This window comes from Pseudomonas sp. S2_F03, from assembly GCF_054668335.1.
Window position 1 is genome coordinate 1,749,834 of record NZ_CP162759.1, and the last position, 16,347, is coordinate 1,766,180.

At 60.5% G+C, this 16,347-nt stretch carries 13 protein-coding genes and 1 pseudogene; 11 read left to right on the forward strand and 3 right to left on the reverse strand.

From position 1 onward, the window contains the following. Positions 1-16: 16 nt before the first annotated feature. Positions 17-175, reverse strand: a complete 159-nt coding sequence (locus AB4N76_RS08290) for a hypothetical protein (protein ID WP_158283918.1) — start codon at positions 173-175, stop codon at positions 17-19. Positions 176-214: 39 nt separating this feature from the next. On the opposite strand from AB4N76_RS08290, the gene AB4N76_RS08295 reads away from it, so the two are divergent. The 11 genes from AB4N76_RS08295 (at position 215) to cmoB (ending at position 14,301) form a co-directional block, all read left to right on the forward strand. Then, positions 215-1,597, forward strand: a complete 1,383-nt coding sequence (locus tag AB4N76_RS08295) for a carbohydrate porin (RefSeq protein WP_046026591.1) — start codon at positions 215-217, stop codon at positions 1,595-1,597. A gap of 235 nt (positions 1,598-1,832) precedes the next feature. Continuing rightward, on the forward strand, positions 1,833-4,241 hold the full coding sequence (locus AB4N76_RS08300; RefSeq protein ID WP_460164362.1) for a glucose/quinate/shikimate family membrane-bound PQQ-dependent dehydrogenase: 2,409 nt from the start codon (positions 1,833-1,835) through the stop codon (positions 4,239-4,241). A 498-nt stretch (positions 4,242-4,739) separates the two neighbouring features. After that, positions 4,740-5,117 (forward strand): DUF6124 family protein, encoded by a 378-nt coding sequence (locus tag AB4N76_RS08305; protein ID WP_046026594.1) that lies wholly within the window; start codon positions 4,740-4,742, stop codon positions 5,115-5,117. Positions 5,118-5,320: 203 nt separating this feature from the next. Further along, positions 5,321-6,547 carry a hydroxymethylglutaryl-CoA reductase gene (locus AB4N76_RS08310; RefSeq protein ID WP_077431323.1) on the forward strand — a complete coding sequence of 409 codons (1,227 nt, stop codon included), beginning with the start codon at positions 5,321-5,323 and terminating at the stop codon, positions 6,545-6,547. Between the two features lie 3 nt (positions 6,548-6,550). Continuing rightward, positions 6,551-7,618 carry a mevalonate kinase family protein gene (locus AB4N76_RS08315; RefSeq protein ID WP_109784993.1) on the forward strand — a complete coding sequence of 356 codons (1,068 nt, stop codon included), beginning with the start codon at positions 6,551-6,553 and terminating at the stop codon, positions 7,616-7,618. Next, positions 7,615-8,613 (forward strand): diphosphomevalonate decarboxylase, encoded by a 999-nt coding sequence (gene mvaD / locus AB4N76_RS08320; protein WP_052961847.1) that lies wholly within the window; start codon positions 7,615-7,617, stop codon positions 8,611-8,613. Before AB4N76_RS08315 ends, mvaD begins: the two co-directional genes overlap by 4 nt. A 136-nt stretch (positions 8,614-8,749) precedes the next feature. Continuing rightward, a complete protein-coding gene (lon, locus tag AB4N76_RS08325) occupies positions 8,750-11,167 on the forward strand; it encodes an endopeptidase La (RefSeq protein WP_460164363.1) in 2,418 nt (805 codons plus the stop codon). 218 nt (positions 11,168-11,385) lie between these two features. Further along, entirely contained in the window at positions 11,386-11,778 is a 393-nt protein-coding gene (locus AB4N76_RS08330; RefSeq protein WP_046026598.1) for a protease inhibitor I42 family protein, read from the forward strand. 2 nt (positions 11,779-11,780) lie between these two features. Next, a complete protein-coding gene (locus tag AB4N76_RS08335; protein WP_460164364.1) occupies positions 11,781-12,416 on the forward strand; it encodes a lysoplasmalogenase in 636 nt (211 codons plus the stop codon). Positions 12,417-12,568: 152 nt separating this feature from the next. After that, a complete protein-coding gene (cmoA, locus tag AB4N76_RS08340; RefSeq protein ID WP_460164365.1) occupies positions 12,569-13,348 on the forward strand; it encodes a carboxy-S-adenosyl-L-methionine synthase CmoA in 780 nt (259 codons plus the stop codon). Further along, positions 13,345-14,301, forward strand: a complete 957-nt coding sequence (gene cmoB, locus AB4N76_RS08345) for a tRNA 5-methoxyuridine(34)/uridine 5-oxyacetic acid(34) synthase CmoB (protein WP_046026602.1) — start codon at positions 13,345-13,347, stop codon at positions 14,299-14,301. Before cmoA ends, cmoB begins: the two co-directional genes overlap by 4 nt. Before the next feature lie 115 nt (positions 14,302-14,416). Here cmoB and tadA read toward each other — a convergent pair whose 3' ends face one another. Next, positions 14,417-14,914 carry a tRNA adenosine(34) deaminase TadA gene (gene tadA / locus AB4N76_RS08350; protein ID WP_460164366.1) on the reverse strand — a complete coding sequence of 166 codons (498 nt, stop codon included), beginning with the start codon at positions 14,912-14,914 and terminating at the stop codon, positions 14,417-14,419. Continuing rightward, positions 14,914-16,291 (reverse strand): annotated as a pseudogene (locus AB4N76_RS08355) (multicopper oxidase family protein). The gene tadA and the pseudogene AB4N76_RS08355 overlap by 1 nt, the downstream one beginning before the upstream one ends. Between the last annotated feature and the right edge of the window lie 56 nt (positions 16,292-16,347).

A 16,347-nucleotide genomic window follows, 5' to 3' on the forward strand; every position in this document is an offset into this window, starting at 1 on the left:
CGCTATCGCTTGTCCCTTAAATGTAGGTGACCTTGAAAAGATCGCCGCCCGGCACTGTTACCGAATCTGAAATGCTGCATGTCAGGAAAAGCCCTTTCTCTATTTGTAACAGAACATTATCCTTGCGGCCGCCAAGCTGAAACGCTTCCGCTACCTGCTTTACGCCTGCTGCCATCCGTAACTTTCCTAGAAAAAGATCAAGAATTCTCTCTCTATGCCTGATTTCCACACTTCGCGAGACAGCGCTGTCTCACTGCCTGTTGCCCACCGAAAAGCCCTACGCCTGATCGGCGGATTCACCGCCCTGGGCCTCGCCACCTGCACCCAGGCAGCGCCCGCCTTCGATAGCGACTCCCCCTGGATGCTGGGTGACTGGAACGGCACGCGCACCGAACTTTCGGAAAAAGGCTACGACTTCAAAGTCGATTACACCGGTGAAATGGGCAGTAACCTGCACGGTGGCTACGACCATGACCGCACCGCGCGCTACAGCGACCAGTTTGGCCTCGGCACGCACCTGGATTTGCAGAAAATCCTGGGCTGGAACGATGCCGAATTTCAGCTGACCATCACCGAACGCAGCGGCAATAACATCAGCAACGACCGCATCAACGACCCTCGCGTGGGGGGATTCACCTCGGCTCAGGAAGTCTGGGGCCGTGGGCAAACCTGGCGCCTGACGCAGATGTGGTATCAGCAGAAGTTCTTCGACCAAAAACTCGACATCAAGGCCGGCCGCTTTGGTGAAGGCGAAGACTTCAACAGCTTCCCCTGCGACTTCCAGAACCTGGCGTTCTGTGGCTCCCAGGTCGGTAACTGGGCCGGCAGCATCTGGTACAACTGGCCCGTCAGCCAATGGGCGATGCGGGTCAAATATCACCTGACGCCGCAGTTGTACGCGCAGATTGGCGCCTATGAGCAAAACCCGTCGAACCTCGATCGCGACAACGGCTTCAAGCTCAGTGGCAGCGGCACCCAGGGCGCAATCGTGCCCGTGGAACTGGTGTGGTCGCCAACGCTCAACGGCCTGCCGGGCGAATACCGCGCCGGTTATTACTACAGCAGCGCCAGCGCCACCGACGTCTACAAAGACAGCAACGGCCAGCCCGCCGCCCTGAGCGGCGAGGCTTACCGCAGCGCATCGAGCAAGCACGGCGTATGGCTGGGTATTCAGCAGCAAATCACCAGCGTCGCCAGCGATCACAGCCGTGGTTTGAACGTGTTCGCCAACGGCACGATGCACGACAAGAAGACCAATGCCATCGACAACTATGTGCAGGCGGGCGTCGTCTACAAAGGCCTGTTCGATGCGCGCGCCAAGGACGACATCGGCTTCGCGCTGGCCCGCGTCCACGTCAACCCGGCCTATCGCAAAAACGCTGAAGCCACCAATCAGGCGCATGCCGTCTTCGACTATGACGACCCGGCCTTCTTGCCGCCGCAGGACACCGAATACAGCGCCGAGCTCTATTACGGCGTGCATGTGACGAACTGGCTGACCGTGCGCCCGAACCTGCAATACATCCGCCATCCCGGTGGTGTGGATAACGTCGATGACGCGCTGATTGGCGGGATCAAGATCCAGTCGTCGTTCTAAACAACACCCCAAAGCCTTGTAGGAGCAGAGCTTGCTCGCGATGACGGAGTGTCAGTTGACATTGATGCGGTCTGACACACCGCCATCGCGAGCAAGCTCTGCTCCCTACAAGGGTTGCAACACCTGAACAAGCGCTAACCAGGTTTCACTTATATAACTGAACCATGCCCACGCCAGATCGTCATCTACAGTGAACTTGCGCGGGACTACTTGAAACGTCACGGAGAACCACACTATGAGCACTGATGGTGCTTTGAGTCGAAGCCGTCTGTTGCCGAGCCTTCTCGGCATCCTGCTTCTACTAATGGGCCTGGCCATGCTGGCAGGCGGGATCAAGCTGAGCATGCTCGGCGGCTCGCTGTATTACCTGCTGGCCGGTATCGGCCTGACGCTGACCGGCGTGTTGCTGATCCTCGCCCGCCGCGCTGCGCTGGGCCTGTACGCACTGGTGCTGTTCGCCAGCACCGTTTGGGCACTGTGGGAAGTCGGCCTCGACTGGTGGCAACTGGTGCCGCGCCTGGCGATGTTGTTTGCACTGGGCCTGGTCATGTTACTGCCATGGTTCCGTCGTCCGTTGCTGCGCGAAGGTGCTGCACCGATGGGCACCGGCGCCCTGAGTGTCGCTGTGGTAGTGGCGGGCGTGGCCGCATTGGCCAGCCAATTCACCAACCCGGGTGAAATCAAGGGTCAACTGGACCGCGACAGCGTGCCCGGCATGACCAACACCGCCCCGGCCATGCCCGACGGTGACTGGAATTCCTACGGCCGCAGCGCTCACGGTGATCGTTACTCGCCCCTGGCACAGATCACCCCGGCAAACGCTCACAAATTGGTCCCGGCGTGGACCTACCGCACCGGCGACCTGCCGGGCCCGAACGATCCGGGCGAGACCACCGCCGAAAACACCCCGCTGAAAGTCAACGGCATGCTCTACGTGTGCACGCCGCACAGCCAGGTGATCGCGCTGGACCCGGACACCGGCAAGGAAATCTGGCGTTTCGATCCGAAGCTCTCCACGCAAAACGCGGCGAACTTCAAGGGTTGGGCCCACATGACCTGCCGTGGCGTGTCGTATCACGATGACGCGGTCTACGCCTCCGAGCAGAGCCCGACCGGCAGCGCCAGCGCCGCCGTGGCCAACGCCTGTCCGCGCCGGATCTTCCTGCCCACCGCCGACACCCGCCTGATCGCCCTGAACGCCGACACCGGCAAGATGTGCGAAGACTTCGGCGACAAGGGCCAGGTTGACCTGCGCGCCAACATCGGCGGCTTCACCGCCGGCGGTTACTACTCCACCTCGCCTCCAGCGGTCACTAAAGACCTGGTGGTGATTGGCGGCCACGTCACCGACAACGTCTCCACCGACGAGCCAAGCGGCGTGATCCGTGCGTTCGACGTACACACTGGCAAACTGGTGTGGAACTGGGACAGCGGCAAGCCGGACGACACCACGCCGATTGCCGAAGGCCAGACCTACACCCGCAACTCGCCGAACATGTGGTCCATGTTCGCGGTCGATGAAAAACTCGGCATGCTCTACCTGCCAATGGGCAACCAGACCCCGGACCAGTACGGTGGTGATCGCACCCCAGAATCGGAACTGCACGCCGCCGGCCTGACCGCCCTGGACATCGCCACCGGCAAAGCGCGCTGGCACTTCCAGTTCACCCACCATGACCTGTGGGACATGGACGTCGGCGGCCAGCCAACCTTGATGGACCTGAAAACCGCAGACGGCGTGAAGCCAGCGGTGCTTGCGTCCACCAAGCAAGGCAGCATCTACGTGCTGGACCGCAGCACCGGCAAGGCCATCGTGCCGATCAACGAAGTACCGGTGCCGCAAGGCGCTGTCGCCGGTGATCACACCTCGCCGACCCAACCCAAGTCCGACCTCAACTTCATGCCGCCGCCGTTGAAAGAACGCGACATGTGGGGGGTGACACCGTTCGACCAACTGGTCTGCCGGATCACCTTCAAATCCCTGCGCTACGACGGCCCGTTCACACCGCCATCGCTGCAAGGTTCGATCGTTTATCCGGGTAACTTCGGTGTGTTCGACTGGGGCGGTATCTCAGTGGATCCGGTGCGTCAGATCCTTTTCGTGAACCCGGACTGGATGGCCTTTAAATCGAAGCTGATCCCGGCTTCAGAAATCGCCGCCCAAGGCCCGCGCAAAAGCGAAACCGAAGGCGTACAACCAAACAAAGGTGCGCCTTACGGCGTAGTCCTTGAACCCCTGCTGTCGCCAATGGGCCTGCCGTGCCAGGCACCGGCGTGGGGCTACGTGGCAGCGGTCGATTTGACCACCCATGAAAAAATCTGGATGCACAAGAACGGCACCGTGCGCGACAGCTCGCCAGTTCCAATCCCCTTGAGCATGGGCGTACCCAGCCTGGGCGGCACCTTCACCACCGCCGGTGGCGTCGCGTTCCTCAGCGGCACCCTCGACCAGTACCTGCGCGCCTACGACGTGAAAAACGGCAAGCAACTGTGGGAAGGCCGCCTGCCGGCCGGCGCGCAAACCACCCCGATGACCTACACCGGCAAGGACGGCAAGCAATACGTGCTGGTCGTTGCCGGCGGTCACGGTTCGCTGGGCACCAAGCAAGGTGACTATGTGATGGCGTACAAACTGTCGGAATAAGTTTTAGCGGCGGTTAAAACGAAGGCGACTCCTGTGAGGGGGTCGCCTTTTTTTTAGCCGCGGTCTACACCACAACACAAATCAAATGTGGGAGCGGGCTTGCTCGCGAAAGCAGTGTGTCAGTCGACAAAAATGTTGAATGTTAAACAGCCTTCGCGAGCAAGCCCGCTCCACATTTGGGTTGTGGTTGGTCTGGAAGTTCGGCGAACGTCCTATAGCGGTGGCTGCTCTGGCGGCGGTTTCCGACAAGCGCTGTCGGTTGTTGGGTCAGAAGCCGGGACGATAGGCTTTGGGCGTCGCTGCAAATTCAGCGACCGGGTTTGGTCGCCCAGGTTTAGAATGGCGCACTTTTCGTGCTTGCTTCATGGCGAGCTGTGCGTGGGAGGGCTTCGGCCCTGCCGGGTTCCATTCCCTGGTCGACCAACCTGCGTACGGTTTGCCACCCAACTGCTTGGTCGCAGTCGTGGCGAACTCCCTATCTTCGAATGGAGCTTCACCATGATCAAAGAAACACCAAATCCCCCCGAAACCGACGATGTTTCCCCCTACGAATCCATCGATTCCAAAAAACTCAATGAAGCCGCCGAACGCGCGCTGAATCACTACCTCAATCCTGCTGCGCTCAAATCACCGCCCACCCGCAAACCCAGCACCATGTTCATGCTTGCACCGGACCTCAAAGACGAAGACCTCTTGGCCCACACCTGTGAATCCCTGGCCCAGGCCAGCGTGATGGCCGGCGATTTTGCCGCCTACCTGGAAGGCCCGCATCGCAACACCGCCATGGCCATTCAGCAAATCGTCATGCTCGCCGAACTGGCCGCGAACCGGATGATGGACAACCTCGAACGCCCCAAACCCGCGCAACACCGTTGATCCCCAGTGGGAGCGGAGGTGCGACGCTCCCACATTTGGTCAATGTGGGCTAATTGTCTGTCCGGAACGCCTCGACGAGTGCCGTCCAATCGCCGATCGATATAAAAAACTGTCAACAATGACAGTACCTGCCTGGGTCAGTTCTGCAGATCATCAACAGGACGCGCACCACCTTGCGCACTCAATGACCCGCCGGGTGACTCATGTCCCACTCTCAATTCGACGCTCAATGGATAGAGGCCTTGGCCAAGGGTGAGGTCCGCCTGCACCAACTACCTGAAACCTTGTCGCGCAACCAAGCGTCCTTCATTCGGCGTGAGGCGTTGCAATTGATCACTGGGGCCTCACTCACCACCATCGGCAATTACACGTTTGATGCGCACCCGGCAAAATGCGAGAACTTCATCGGGGCTATTCAGATACCGCTGGGCGTTGCCGGCCCCCTGTTGGTCAATGGGCAAGCGATTACCGCCCAGGAACCGGTCTTTGCGCCACTGGCGACCACCGAAGGTGCACTGATCGCCAGCGTGTCCCGAGGGTGCGCCGCGTTACGCGCCGCCGGAGGCGCGGTGGTGCGCGTCGACGATGTGGGCATCACCCGAGCGCCGGTGTTTCGCTCCAGCGGTATCGTACAATCACAGGCTTTCGTAGCCTGGGTCCGAAACAACTACGACAAAATCAAACAGCTCTGCGAAGAGAACAGCCGTCACCTTGTATTGCAGGACATCGTGCCCGCATTGGTCGGCACCACGATCTACCTGCGTTTTCGCTTCCACAGTGCCGATGCCATGGGCATGAACATGGCAAGCATCGCCTGCGAGCGGGCCATAACCGAGCTGATCAGCCCCGCTACGGGCCTACCCTGCATCAGCATCTCAGGCAATTACTGCACCGATAAAAAACCGGCGATGGTTAACGTGCTAAACGGTCGGGGCAAACGCATTTTTGCCGAAGCCCATCTGAGCGCTGACATCCTGCACGACATCCTGAAAACCGATTCGGCTTCGTTGTGTGACGTCCAATACCGCAAAAACCTGTTGGGCTCAGCAATGGCGGGGGCAATGGGCAGTAATGCCCATCACGCCAATATTCTTTCGGCTGTCTTTATCGCCACCGGACAAGATGTCGCTCAAGTAGCAGAAAGTGCTTGCGGCATTACCTGCCTCGAAGCGCGCGAGCATGGCGCCCTCTACGCCTCGATCCTGTTGCCCGACACACCACTGGGGACTGTCGGCGGCGGCACCGGTTTGTGCACTCAACGCGAAGCACTGGCGTTGATGGGGATTGTCCCGGGCGCCAAAAAACCTGGAGTCGACACTTTGCGTTTGGCAGAAATAATCGGAGCGCTGGTGCTGGCGGGTGAGTTGTCCATCATGGCGGCGCAAGCAGCACATCATTTGGTAAAAGCTCATGTGCAATGGGGGCGTTGAGTCATGGCACCGGTTGCTGTGCAAGCACGCGCTCCCGCAAAGATTATTCTGATTGGCGAGCACGCGGCGTTGCAGGGTTGCCCGGTGTTCGCTACTACCTTGGGGCTGTATTGCACCGTGCAGGTGCGTGAGCGCGACGATGATCAGATTGAAATTCAGTTACCCGAGCTGCAAATCCATCGGCAATACAGCACGGGCGCCCTGCTCGATTACGTCCGGGAAGTGCGCCAACGCTGGGTATGCTTTCGAAACGATCCCCAGACACACACCTTTATCGGCGTCAGAGGAAACGACGTCGATCACTTGGTCAAATGTGCTGTGGGCGAAGTTCTGCTCAAACTGGCGCTAGAAGACATACGCGGCTGCACGCTACGAGTGCAATCGAGCATTCCGCTGGACGCAGGCTTCGGCAGTTCGGCAGCCCTGGCGGTCAGCCTGTCAGCGGCGTTGTTGCGCCTCTTCAAGTTGTCGCCGCAACGGCATCCGCTGCAACCGCTAGCCATGCGCGTTGAACGTTACCAGCATGGGCTGCCGTCAGGGATCGATCACAACACTTGCTTGCTGGGTGGCATGGTCGAACGACGCCGCGAGGCGGGAAACCGGTTCAAGATGATTTCGTGGCCCGAGAGCACGGTACATCTGCAATTACACGGCATTGAGATCTACCACACCGGAGCCGCTCGCGAGAGTACCGGGCATGTCATCGCCGCCACCCGACACCAGCTCGAAGGCCGGGATAACCCACTATTGGCAAGCATGCACAACTGTGCCGAACGCTTTCGCACGCTGTTGCAGTCCCGCAGCCCGGCACCTGAAACACTCAAGGCGTTGGTACACGACTATGAAGCGGCCCTGGAATGTCTGGGCGTGGTGCCCAAAGCCGTTGTGCAAGTGATCCGCGCCATTGAAGCAGCCGGTGGTGCAGCAAAAATTTGCGGGGCTGGCGCCCTCTCCGGGGACCAGGCCGGAGCACTATTGGTGGTCGACGCGCCGGCGCTACCGGAACTGGCCCACTATCGCAGAATCGATGCCCCATTAGCGGTGGGCGGCCTGGAGGTCCAAGTGCAATGAATCGGATCAGCGTTTCTTCGCCCAGCAACATCGCGTTCATCAAGTACTGGGGCATGAGCGATGCACGGCAGACGCTCCCCAACAATCCCTCAATCTCCATGACCCTGAGTCAGTGCCTCAGCTTCTGCACGTTGTCGCCCCGGACGAAGGGCGCTGCCGATGAAATCATGTGGAAAACCGCCAGCGGCCTATTGGTTGTGGCACAAACCTCACTGCGCCTTGGAATCGAACGCCATCTGCAACCCTTGCGCGAATACTTCGATGACTGGACACCGCTGCGCATCGCCACGACCAACAACTTCCCGACGGGTGCGGGCATTGCCTCGTCAGCGTCGGGTTTCAGTGCCTTGGCAGTGGCATTCGCCTTGCGCTGCGGGCAATCACTCGACAGCCCCGATCTCGGCAGACTGGCGCGCCTGTCCGGCTCTGGCTCGGCGGCGCGCTCGGTGCTGGGCGGGTTTGTCCAATGGCCTGGCGATAGCCGGCAGCTCTGCGAGCCGGTCCAACTCGCTGCGGGGCAGCATTGGCCGCTGCATGACTTGATCGCCATCGTCGACGCCACACCTAAAACTGTCAGCTCCCGTCAAGGTCATCTTCTCGCCAACAGCAGCCCCTTTTACCCGACTCGACTGGACCTTCTGCCGGAACGCCTGGCGACTGTCCGCCAAGCGATTGTGAGCCGGGATTTCAACGCATTGGCCGCTGTTGTGGAGCGCGAAGCCGTGGAGTTGCACATGATTGCCATGACTTCACAGCCTCCGATTTTCTATTGGAAACCGGCAACCTTGCGGATTCTGGAGCGGGTGCGGCAACTGCGCGGTGAGGGTTTGGAGGTGTGTGCAACAGTGGACGCCGGGCCCAACGTGCATGTGATATGCACAGAGCAACATAAGTCGGCAGCATTTGCAGCGCTGCGCACAGTGCCAGGGATAGAACGATGGATTTTTGATCAAGCGGGCGATGGGCCCAGGCGGCTGGCGCGTCACCTGTTTTGAGCGAGCGGCACACTGCCTGCCGTTAAGATCCCTGAATCTGTCCCGCCCCTGAACACACATCTGGAAATATCCGGGGCCATTGAAACCACCCCCACCTGCCCCATCTAACACCCATACCCCATTGCGCAGGTGCCCCATGAGCGACCAGCAAGAATTCCCCGAAGACCCAAGCGAGTACGACGAAGCCGAACAAATCGAACACCACACCACCGGCAAAGGCCTCGCCCTGCCCGGCCAAAACCTGCCGGACAAGGTCTACATCATCCCGATCCACAATCGCCCCTTCTTCCCGGCCCAAGTACTGCCGGTCATCGTCAACGAAGAACCGTGGGCTGAAACACTGGATCTGGTCAGCAAAGCCGATCACCACGCCCTGGCCCTGTTCTACATGGACGCCCCCCAGGAAGACCCGCGCCACTTCAACACCGACGCACTCCCCGAGTACGGCACACTGGTCAAGGTCCACCACGCCAGTCGCGAAAACGGCAAACTGCAATTCGTCGCCCAGGGCCTGACCCGGGTGCGCATCAAAACCTGGCTCAAACACCATCGCCCACCGTACCTGGTGGAAGTCGAGTACCCGCACCAACCCACCGAGCCGACCGATGAGGTCAAGGCCTACGGCATGGCGTTGATCAACGCCATCAAGGAACTGCTGCCGCTCAACCCGCTGTACAGCGAAGAGCTCAAAAACTACCTCAACCGCTTCAGCCCCAACGACCCCTCGCCGCTGACCGACTTCGCCGCCGCCCTGACCTCGGCCACTGGTAGCGAGCTGCAAGAAGTGCTCGACTGCGTGCCGATGCTCAAGCGCATGGAAAAAGTCCTGCCGATGCTGCGCAAGGAAGTCGAAGTCGCGCGCCTGCAAAAAGAGATTTCCGCCGAAGTTAACCGCAAGATCGGCGAGCATCAGCGCGAATTCTTCCTCAAGGAACAGCTCAAGGTCATTCAGCAAGAGCTGGGGCTGACCAAGGATGACCGCAGCGCCGACATCGAGCAGTTCGAGCAACGCCTGACCGGCAAAGTGCTTTCGCCGCAAGCGCAGAAACGCATCGAAGAGGAAATGAACAAGCTGTCGATCCTCGAGACCGGCTCGCCCGAGTACGCGGTCACCCGCAACTACCTCGACTGGGCCACCTCGGTCCCGTGGGGCGTGTACGGCGAGGACAAACTCGACCTCAAGCACGCGCACAAAGTGCTCGACAAGCACCACGCAGGCCTCGACGACATCAAGGACCGCATCCTCGAATTCCTCGCGGTCGGTGCCTACAAAGGCGAGATCAGCGGCTCCATCGTGTTGCTGGTCGGCCCACCGGGCGTGGGTAAAACCAGCGTCGGCAAGTCCATCGCCGAATCCCTTGGCCGGCCGTTCTATCGCTTCAGCCTCGGCGGCATGCGCGACGAAGCCGAGATCAAGGGTCACCGCCGCACTTACATCGGCGCGCAACCGGGCAAACTCGTGCAGGCGTTGAAAGACGTCGAAGTGATGAACCCGGTGATCATGCTCGACGAGATCGACAAGATGGGTCAAAGCTACCAAGGCGACCCAGCCTCCGCGCTACTGGAAACCCTCGACCCGGAACAGAACGTCGAATTCCTCGACCATTACCTGGACCTGCGCCTGGACCTGTCGAAAGTGCTGTTCGTGTGCACCGCCAACACCCTGGACTCGATCCCCGGCCCATTGCTCGACCGGATGGAAGTGATTCGCCTGTCGGGTTACATCACCGAAGAAAAAATCGCCATCGCCAAGCGTCACCTGTGGCCCAAACAGCTGGAAAAGGCCGGCGTGTCCAAAGGCAGCCTGAGCATCAGCGACAGCGCCCTCAAAGCGTTGATCGACGGGTACGCCCGTGAAGCCGGCGTGCGTCAGTTGGAAAAACAACTGGGCAAACTGGTGCGCAAAGCCGTGGTGAAGTTGATCGACGAACCGAAAGCGGTGATCAAAATCGCGCCGAAGGACCTTGAAGCCTCACTCGGTCATCCGGTCTTCCGCAACGAGCAAGTGCTGTCCGGCACCGGCGTTATCACCGGTCTGGCCTGGACCAGCATGGGCGGCGCGACCTTGCCGATTGAAGCGACGCGGATCCACACGCTGAATCGTGGCTTCAAACTCACCGGTCAACTGGGCGACGTGATGAAAGAGTCGGCGGAAATCGCCTACAGCTACGTCAGCTCCAACCTGAAGTCGTTTGGCGGAGATCCGAAATTCTTCGACGAGGCGTTTGTCCACTTGCACGTCCCGGAAGGCGCCACCCCGAAAGACGGCCCGAGCGCCGGCGTGACCATGGCCAGCGCCCTGCTCTCGCTCGCACGCAACCAGCCACCGAAAAAAGGCGTGGCCATGACCGGCGAATTGACGTTGACCGGGCACGTACTGCCGATTGGCGGGGTACGCGAGAAGGTGATTGCGGCGCGGCGGCAGAAGATTTTCGAGTTGATTCTGCCGGAGCCTAACCGTGGCAGCTTTGAGGAACTGCCGGATTATCTGAAGGAAGGGATCACCGTGCATTTCGCCAAGCGCTTTGCGGATGTGGCGAAGATTCTGTTCTGACATTGATGTAGCGCCTGCTCGATCGCCATCGCGGGCAAGCCCGCTCCCACAGGGTTCTTTAGTGGACACAGCGTTTGTGTCACACAACAATCCACTGTGGGAGCGGGCTTGCCCGCGATGGCGTCAGCCCTAACACCGCGAATTCCCGCAGTTGTCACACTTTGTCTCATCTTCAGTTATGCTCGCCGTTCGTCGTGAATGCCGGAGCCGCTGACCTTATGTCCCCCACTCGCTTGTTTGTCCCCCTCGCCCTTTCCTTGCTGGCCGCCTGCGCCACGCAGCCGAAACAGAACGTGACCGTGGAAAAACAAAGCCAATGCCCGGTGAAACTCAACAGCGGGCAAAACCTGATCCTGACCCTGCCGAGCAACCCGTCCACGGGTTACCGTTGGGCGATCCAGGATTCGGCCGGTGGTGTGTTGCATGCGCTCAGCCCCGAGGTGTACAGCAATCCGGAAGATGCCGGCATCGTCGGCAGCGCCGGTATTTCGACTTGGCGCTTTCAGGCGTTTGCCGCCGGCACCGGCCGTTTGCGCTTGACCTCGCAACAACCCTGGGCCCCGGAAGTGTTGCCGGTGGAAACTTTCGACTGCGCAATCTCGGTTAACTGATCGTGGGCTGGCTGATTCTGGCTCTGATGGGCGCGGTGACCTTCCTGTATGGCGTGAGCGTACACGCGACGTTGCTTTGCCTGCTGGTCAAACCGTTGCCGGTGCTGGCCCTGCTCGGCTGGCTGCACGACGCGCCGCCCAGCGACTATCGCCGCTGGATCAGCCTTGGCCTGATTTTCTCGCTGCTCGGCGACGTGTTGCTGGCGTGGCCGGGGGACTTGTTTGTGTTTGGCCTCGGCGCGTTTCTGGTCGCGCATCTGGCGTACTTGAAAGCCTACTTGAGCGATTGTCGGCGGTTGGCGTTGCTGCCCTTGATCATCGCGCTGGCCGTGGGTGCGGTGCTGCTGGGGATTCTGATTTCCCACGGTTTAGGCCCGTTGCTGGTTCCGGTGATTGTCTATGGCCTGGCCATCAGCGCAATGCTCTGGCGAGCACTGGCCCGACTGGGCTCCGATGTGCCGAAACGCTCGGCGCTGCTGGCGGCGGCAGGCGCGCTGGCGTTTATGTTCTCCGACAGCGTGATTGGCATCAGCCGCTTTGTCGCATCGTTCGATGCGGCGCCTTACGTGATCATCCTCAGCTACTGGCTGGGGCAATGGGGGATTACGGCGTCGGCGTTCACCCAGAAACCGCGTTGAGTCCATCGCGGGCAAGCCCGCTCCCACAGGGATAGCGCTGTACTTGTGGGAGCGGGCTTGCCCGCGAAAGCGATCTCCCTATAAACACAAGATCCAGATCTGCCCAGCGGTTTATCAGACAACCCGCGCATCCCCCCGTCAATTTGGCTAAAATGCCGGCCTTTTCCACCCATGCCGCTGGAACCGCCGTGAGCAAAGAATCCGATCGCCTTTTCGCCCAGCCTTTGGCCCAGGTACCCGACTTCGCCTTTAACGAGGACGTGGTGCGGGTGTTCCCGGACATGATCAAGCGCTCGGTGCCGGGTTATCCGACCATCGTTGAAAACCTCGGCGTGCTCGCCGCGCAATTCGCCCAGCCCAACAGCGTGCTCTACGACCTCGGCTCGTCGCTGGGCGCCGTGACCCAGGCCTTGCGCCGTCATGTGCGCACCGACGGTTGCCGCGTCATCGCTGTGGATAACTCCGCCGCCATGGTCGAGCGTTGCCGCGAATACCTCAACGCCCAGGACTCGATGTTCCAGGAGTTGTTGCCGGTGGAAGTGATTGAAGGCGACATCCTCGCCCTCGACTTCCAGCCCACCTCGGTGGTGGCGCTGAACTTCACCCTGCAATTCATCGCTCCGGAGCAGCGCACCGCGCTGCTCTCGCGCATTCGCCAGTCGTTACTGCCGGGCGGCGCACTGATCCTGTCGGAGAAGCTGCGCTTCAATGACCCGCAAGAACACGCGCTGCTGACCGACCTGCACGTCGCCTTCAAGCGCGCCAACGGTTACAGCGAATTGGAAATTGCCCAGAAGCGCAGCGCCATCGAAAACGTCATGAAGCCTGACAGCCTCGAAGAACACCGCGAGCGCCTGCTAGCCGCCGGGTTCTCGAAAGTCATGCCGTGGTTCCAGTGTCTTAACTTTGCCTCGTTGATTGCCTTGCCATGATTGATCTGTCCCCCCTCGCCCGCCGTCTGGCCGGCACACCGCTTGCTGAATGGGCCAACACCCTGCAAGCACAACTCGACAAGAAAATGGAGAAGGGTCACGGCGACCTGGAGCGCTGGCAAAGCGCGCTGGACGCACTGCCGAAGATCCAGCCGAGCGAAGTCGATCTGCTGGACGGCTTGATGCTCGACACCGATTGCGACGATGCAACACGCGCGCAGATGCGTACCGCGCTGATGGGGTTGTCGCCGTGGCGCAAAGGGCCGTTTGATTTGTTTGGTGTGCACGTCGACACCGAATGGCGTTCGGACTGGAAGTGGTCGCGGGTTGCGCCGCATCTGGATTTGAAGGGCAAGCGCATCCTCGATGTCGGGTGCGGCAACGGTTATTACATGTGGCGCATGCTCGGTGCCGGTGCCGACAGCGTGATCGGTGTCGACCCCAACTGGCTGTTCTTCTGCCAGTTCCAGGCCGTGCAGCGTTACCTGTCCGAGCCGAATGCCTGGCACCTGCCGTTTCCGTTCGAAGACTTGCCGCCGGAGCTGGAAGGCTTCGACACGGTGTTTTCGATGGGTGTGTTCTACCATCGTCGCTCGCCGATCGAGCATTTGCTGGCGCTGAAAGATTGCCTGGTCAAGGGCGGTGAACTGGTGCTGGAAACGCTGGTGATCGAAGGCGATCAGCAGCAGGTGCTGGTACCGGAAGACCGCTACGCGCAGATGCGTAACGTGTGGTTCCTGCCCTCGGTGCCGGCGCTGGAGTTGTGGTTGCGGCGCGCCGGGTTCACGGATGTGAAGTGCGTGGATGTCAGCGTCACCACGGTCGAGGAACAGCGCGGGACGGAGTGGATGAAGTATCAGTCGCTGAGTGATTTCCTGGACCCGGACGATCACAGCAAGACGATCGAAGGGCTGCCGGCGCCGATGCGTGCGGTCATCGTCGCCCGTAAATAACGCCTAACCTGTGTAGGAGCCGAGCTTGCTCGCGATGGCGGCTGTACAGTCAACAATGATGTTGAATGTCAGACCGCTATCGCGAGCAAGCTCGGCTCCTACAGGTTTTACGTGTTCAGTCTGAAGGTTTGGCTCGGCGGGCCTTGAAGAACTCGCTCAATACAGCCCCGCATTCTTCCGCCAACACCCCGCCTTCATACAACACCCGGTGATTCAAAAAGCCCTGGGTAAAAAACTGCCCCTGACTCTGCACAATCCCCGCCTTGGGTTCCAGTGCGCCATACACCACCCGCGCAATCCGCGAATGCACGATCAGCCCGGCGCACATGCTGCACGGCTCAAGGGTCACGTACAGCGTGCTGCCCGGCAGGCGATAGTTGCTCACCGCTTGCGCAGCGGCGCGGATCGCGACCATTTCAGCATGGGCACTCGGGTCGCTGGCACTGATCGGGCAATTGAAGCCTCGACCGATGACTTCACCGTCCTGCACCAGTACCGCGCCCACCGGCACTTCGCCAAGCGCGGCACCTTGGGCCGCCAGGGCCAGCGCTTCGCGCATAAAGTCTCGATCACGGCTGCGGTCGATAATGGCGGTGGGACGAATCTGACGCATCACGCCACCTCGATGGCGGCCATCAGGCCGGTTTCCATGTGATCGATCACGTGGCAGTGGAACATCCAGATGCCGGGGTTATCCGCCACCAACGCCACCTGCGCGCGTTCGTTCTTGCCCAACAAGTACGTGTCGGTGAAGTACGGGAATGACCTTGTGCCGGTTCGAGGCGATGACTTTGAAACTCATGCCGTGCAAGTGAATCGGGTGCTGATACTGAGTCATGTTCTTCAATTCGAAAATGTAGCTCTTGCCCTTTTCAAGCTTGGCAATCGGGCGGTCGGCACAGGTTTTGTCGGTGATGTCCCAGGCCTTGCCGTTGATCTGCCACAGGCTCGGCGGTTTGCCGTTGTCGACGTTCACCGACACCGAACCGACCCATTCGAAATTGAAGTTGAGTTTCTCGGCATTGGCCAGGTCCGGTTCGGCAATCGGGTTGGCGGGCAACGCAGGCGGCCATTGGGTCGGCGCGTCGGTGTTGGCCACCGAACGGAACGTACCCAAACGTACCGGGCCGTTGCGCAGAGCCAGTTCTTCACCAGCGGCCGGCGCCTTGATTGCCAGGCAAATACGCATGCCCGGGCCAAGCCAGTACTCCTTGCCCAACGGGCGTGGCTCGATGGGGTTGCCGTCCAGTGCGTAAATCTGCGCTTCGACGCCAGGAATGTTCAGGCGATAGGTCAGCGTGTTGTCGAGGTTGAGCAGGCGCACTCGGGTGATCTGCCCGGCCGGCAAGTCGATCACTGCTTGCGAGACGCCATTGATGGTCGACAAGCGCCCCGCCGTGCCGCCACGCGCCGCTTCACGAGGGATGCTGAAGGCGACGAACGCACCCTCTTCATCGACGTGCCAGCTCTTCAGGCTGAGGGTTTTTTCATACTTGAAACCGGTGGGTTCGCGCTCTTCGATAATCAGCGGACCGACCAGCCCGCGGCCGAGTTCTTCGCTGCTGTTCACATGCGGGTGATACCAGTAGCTGCCGGCGTCCGGCACACGGAACTTGTAGTCGAAATACTCACCCGGCAACACCGGCAGTTGCGAGACGTAAGGTACGCCGTCCATCTCCAGCGGCAGGCGGATACCGTGCCAGTGAATAGTGGTCGCGACGGGCAGGTGGTTGATAAAACGCACCCGCAACCAGTCGCCCTGACGCGCGCGCAATTCAGTGCCCGGTGCCGACGGGCCAAATGCCCAGGCCTGGGTGGTGTGACCGGCGACCAGCTCGACGTCCAGCGGCGCGGCAATCAATTCATAGTCGTGGCCCGCGTCAGCATCGGCCATCTTGCCCAGCCAGTAACGCGACGCGCCCCCGGCTCCGACACCAACGACAACAAGACCGGCCAGGCCACCGAGGATTTGGCGACGGGTAAACGACATGAACTCAACTACCTCACATGAAAAGCGGCAGGCCCAAGGCCCGCAAAAGGCGAATA

What these genes read in the sequence shown, in the direction of transcription:
- AB4N76_RS08290 (WP_158283918.1), bottom strand. Translation starts at nt 175, where the DNA reads ATGGCAGCAGGCGTAAAGCAGGTAGCGGAAGCGTTTCAGCTTGGCGGC.
- AB4N76_RS08315 (WP_109784993.1), top strand. Translation starts at nt 6,551, where the DNA reads ATGGCACCGGTTGCTGTGCAAGCACGCGCTCCCGCAAAGATTATTCTG.
- AB4N76_RS08330 (WP_046026598.1), top strand. Translation starts at nt 11,386, where the DNA reads ATGTCCCCCACTCGCTTGTTTGTCCCCCTCGCCCTTTCCTTGCTGGCC.
- lon (WP_460164363.1), top strand. Translation starts at nt 8,750, where the DNA reads ATGAGCGACCAGCAAGAATTCCCCGAAGACCCAAGCGAGTACGACGAA.
- tadA (WP_460164366.1), bottom strand. Translation starts at nt 14,914, where the DNA reads ATGCGTCAGATTCGTCCCACCGCCATTATCGACCGCAGCCGTGATCGA.
- AB4N76_RS08300 (WP_460164362.1), top strand. Translation starts at nt 1,833, where the DNA reads ATGAGCACTGATGGTGCTTTGAGTCGAAGCCGTCTGTTGCCGAGCCTT.
- cmoB (WP_046026602.1), top strand. Translation starts at nt 13,345, where the DNA reads ATGATTGATCTGTCCCCCCTCGCCCGCCGTCTGGCCGGCACACCGCTT.
- mvaD (WP_052961847.1), top strand. Translation starts at nt 7,615, where the DNA reads ATGAATCGGATCAGCGTTTCTTCGCCCAGCAACATCGCGTTCATCAAG.
- AB4N76_RS08295 (WP_046026591.1), top strand. Translation starts at nt 215, where the DNA reads ATGCCTGATTTCCACACTTCGCGAGACAGCGCTGTCTCACTGCCTGTT.
- AB4N76_RS08310 (WP_077431323.1), top strand. Translation starts at nt 5,321, where the DNA reads ATGTCCCACTCTCAATTCGACGCTCAATGGATAGAGGCCTTGGCCAAG.
- cmoA (WP_460164365.1), top strand. Translation starts at nt 12,569, where the DNA reads ATGCCGGCCTTTTCCACCCATGCCGCTGGAACCGCCGTGAGCAAAGAA.
- AB4N76_RS08305 (WP_046026594.1), top strand. Translation starts at nt 4,740, where the DNA reads ATGATCAAAGAAACACCAAATCCCCCCGAAACCGACGATGTTTCCCCC.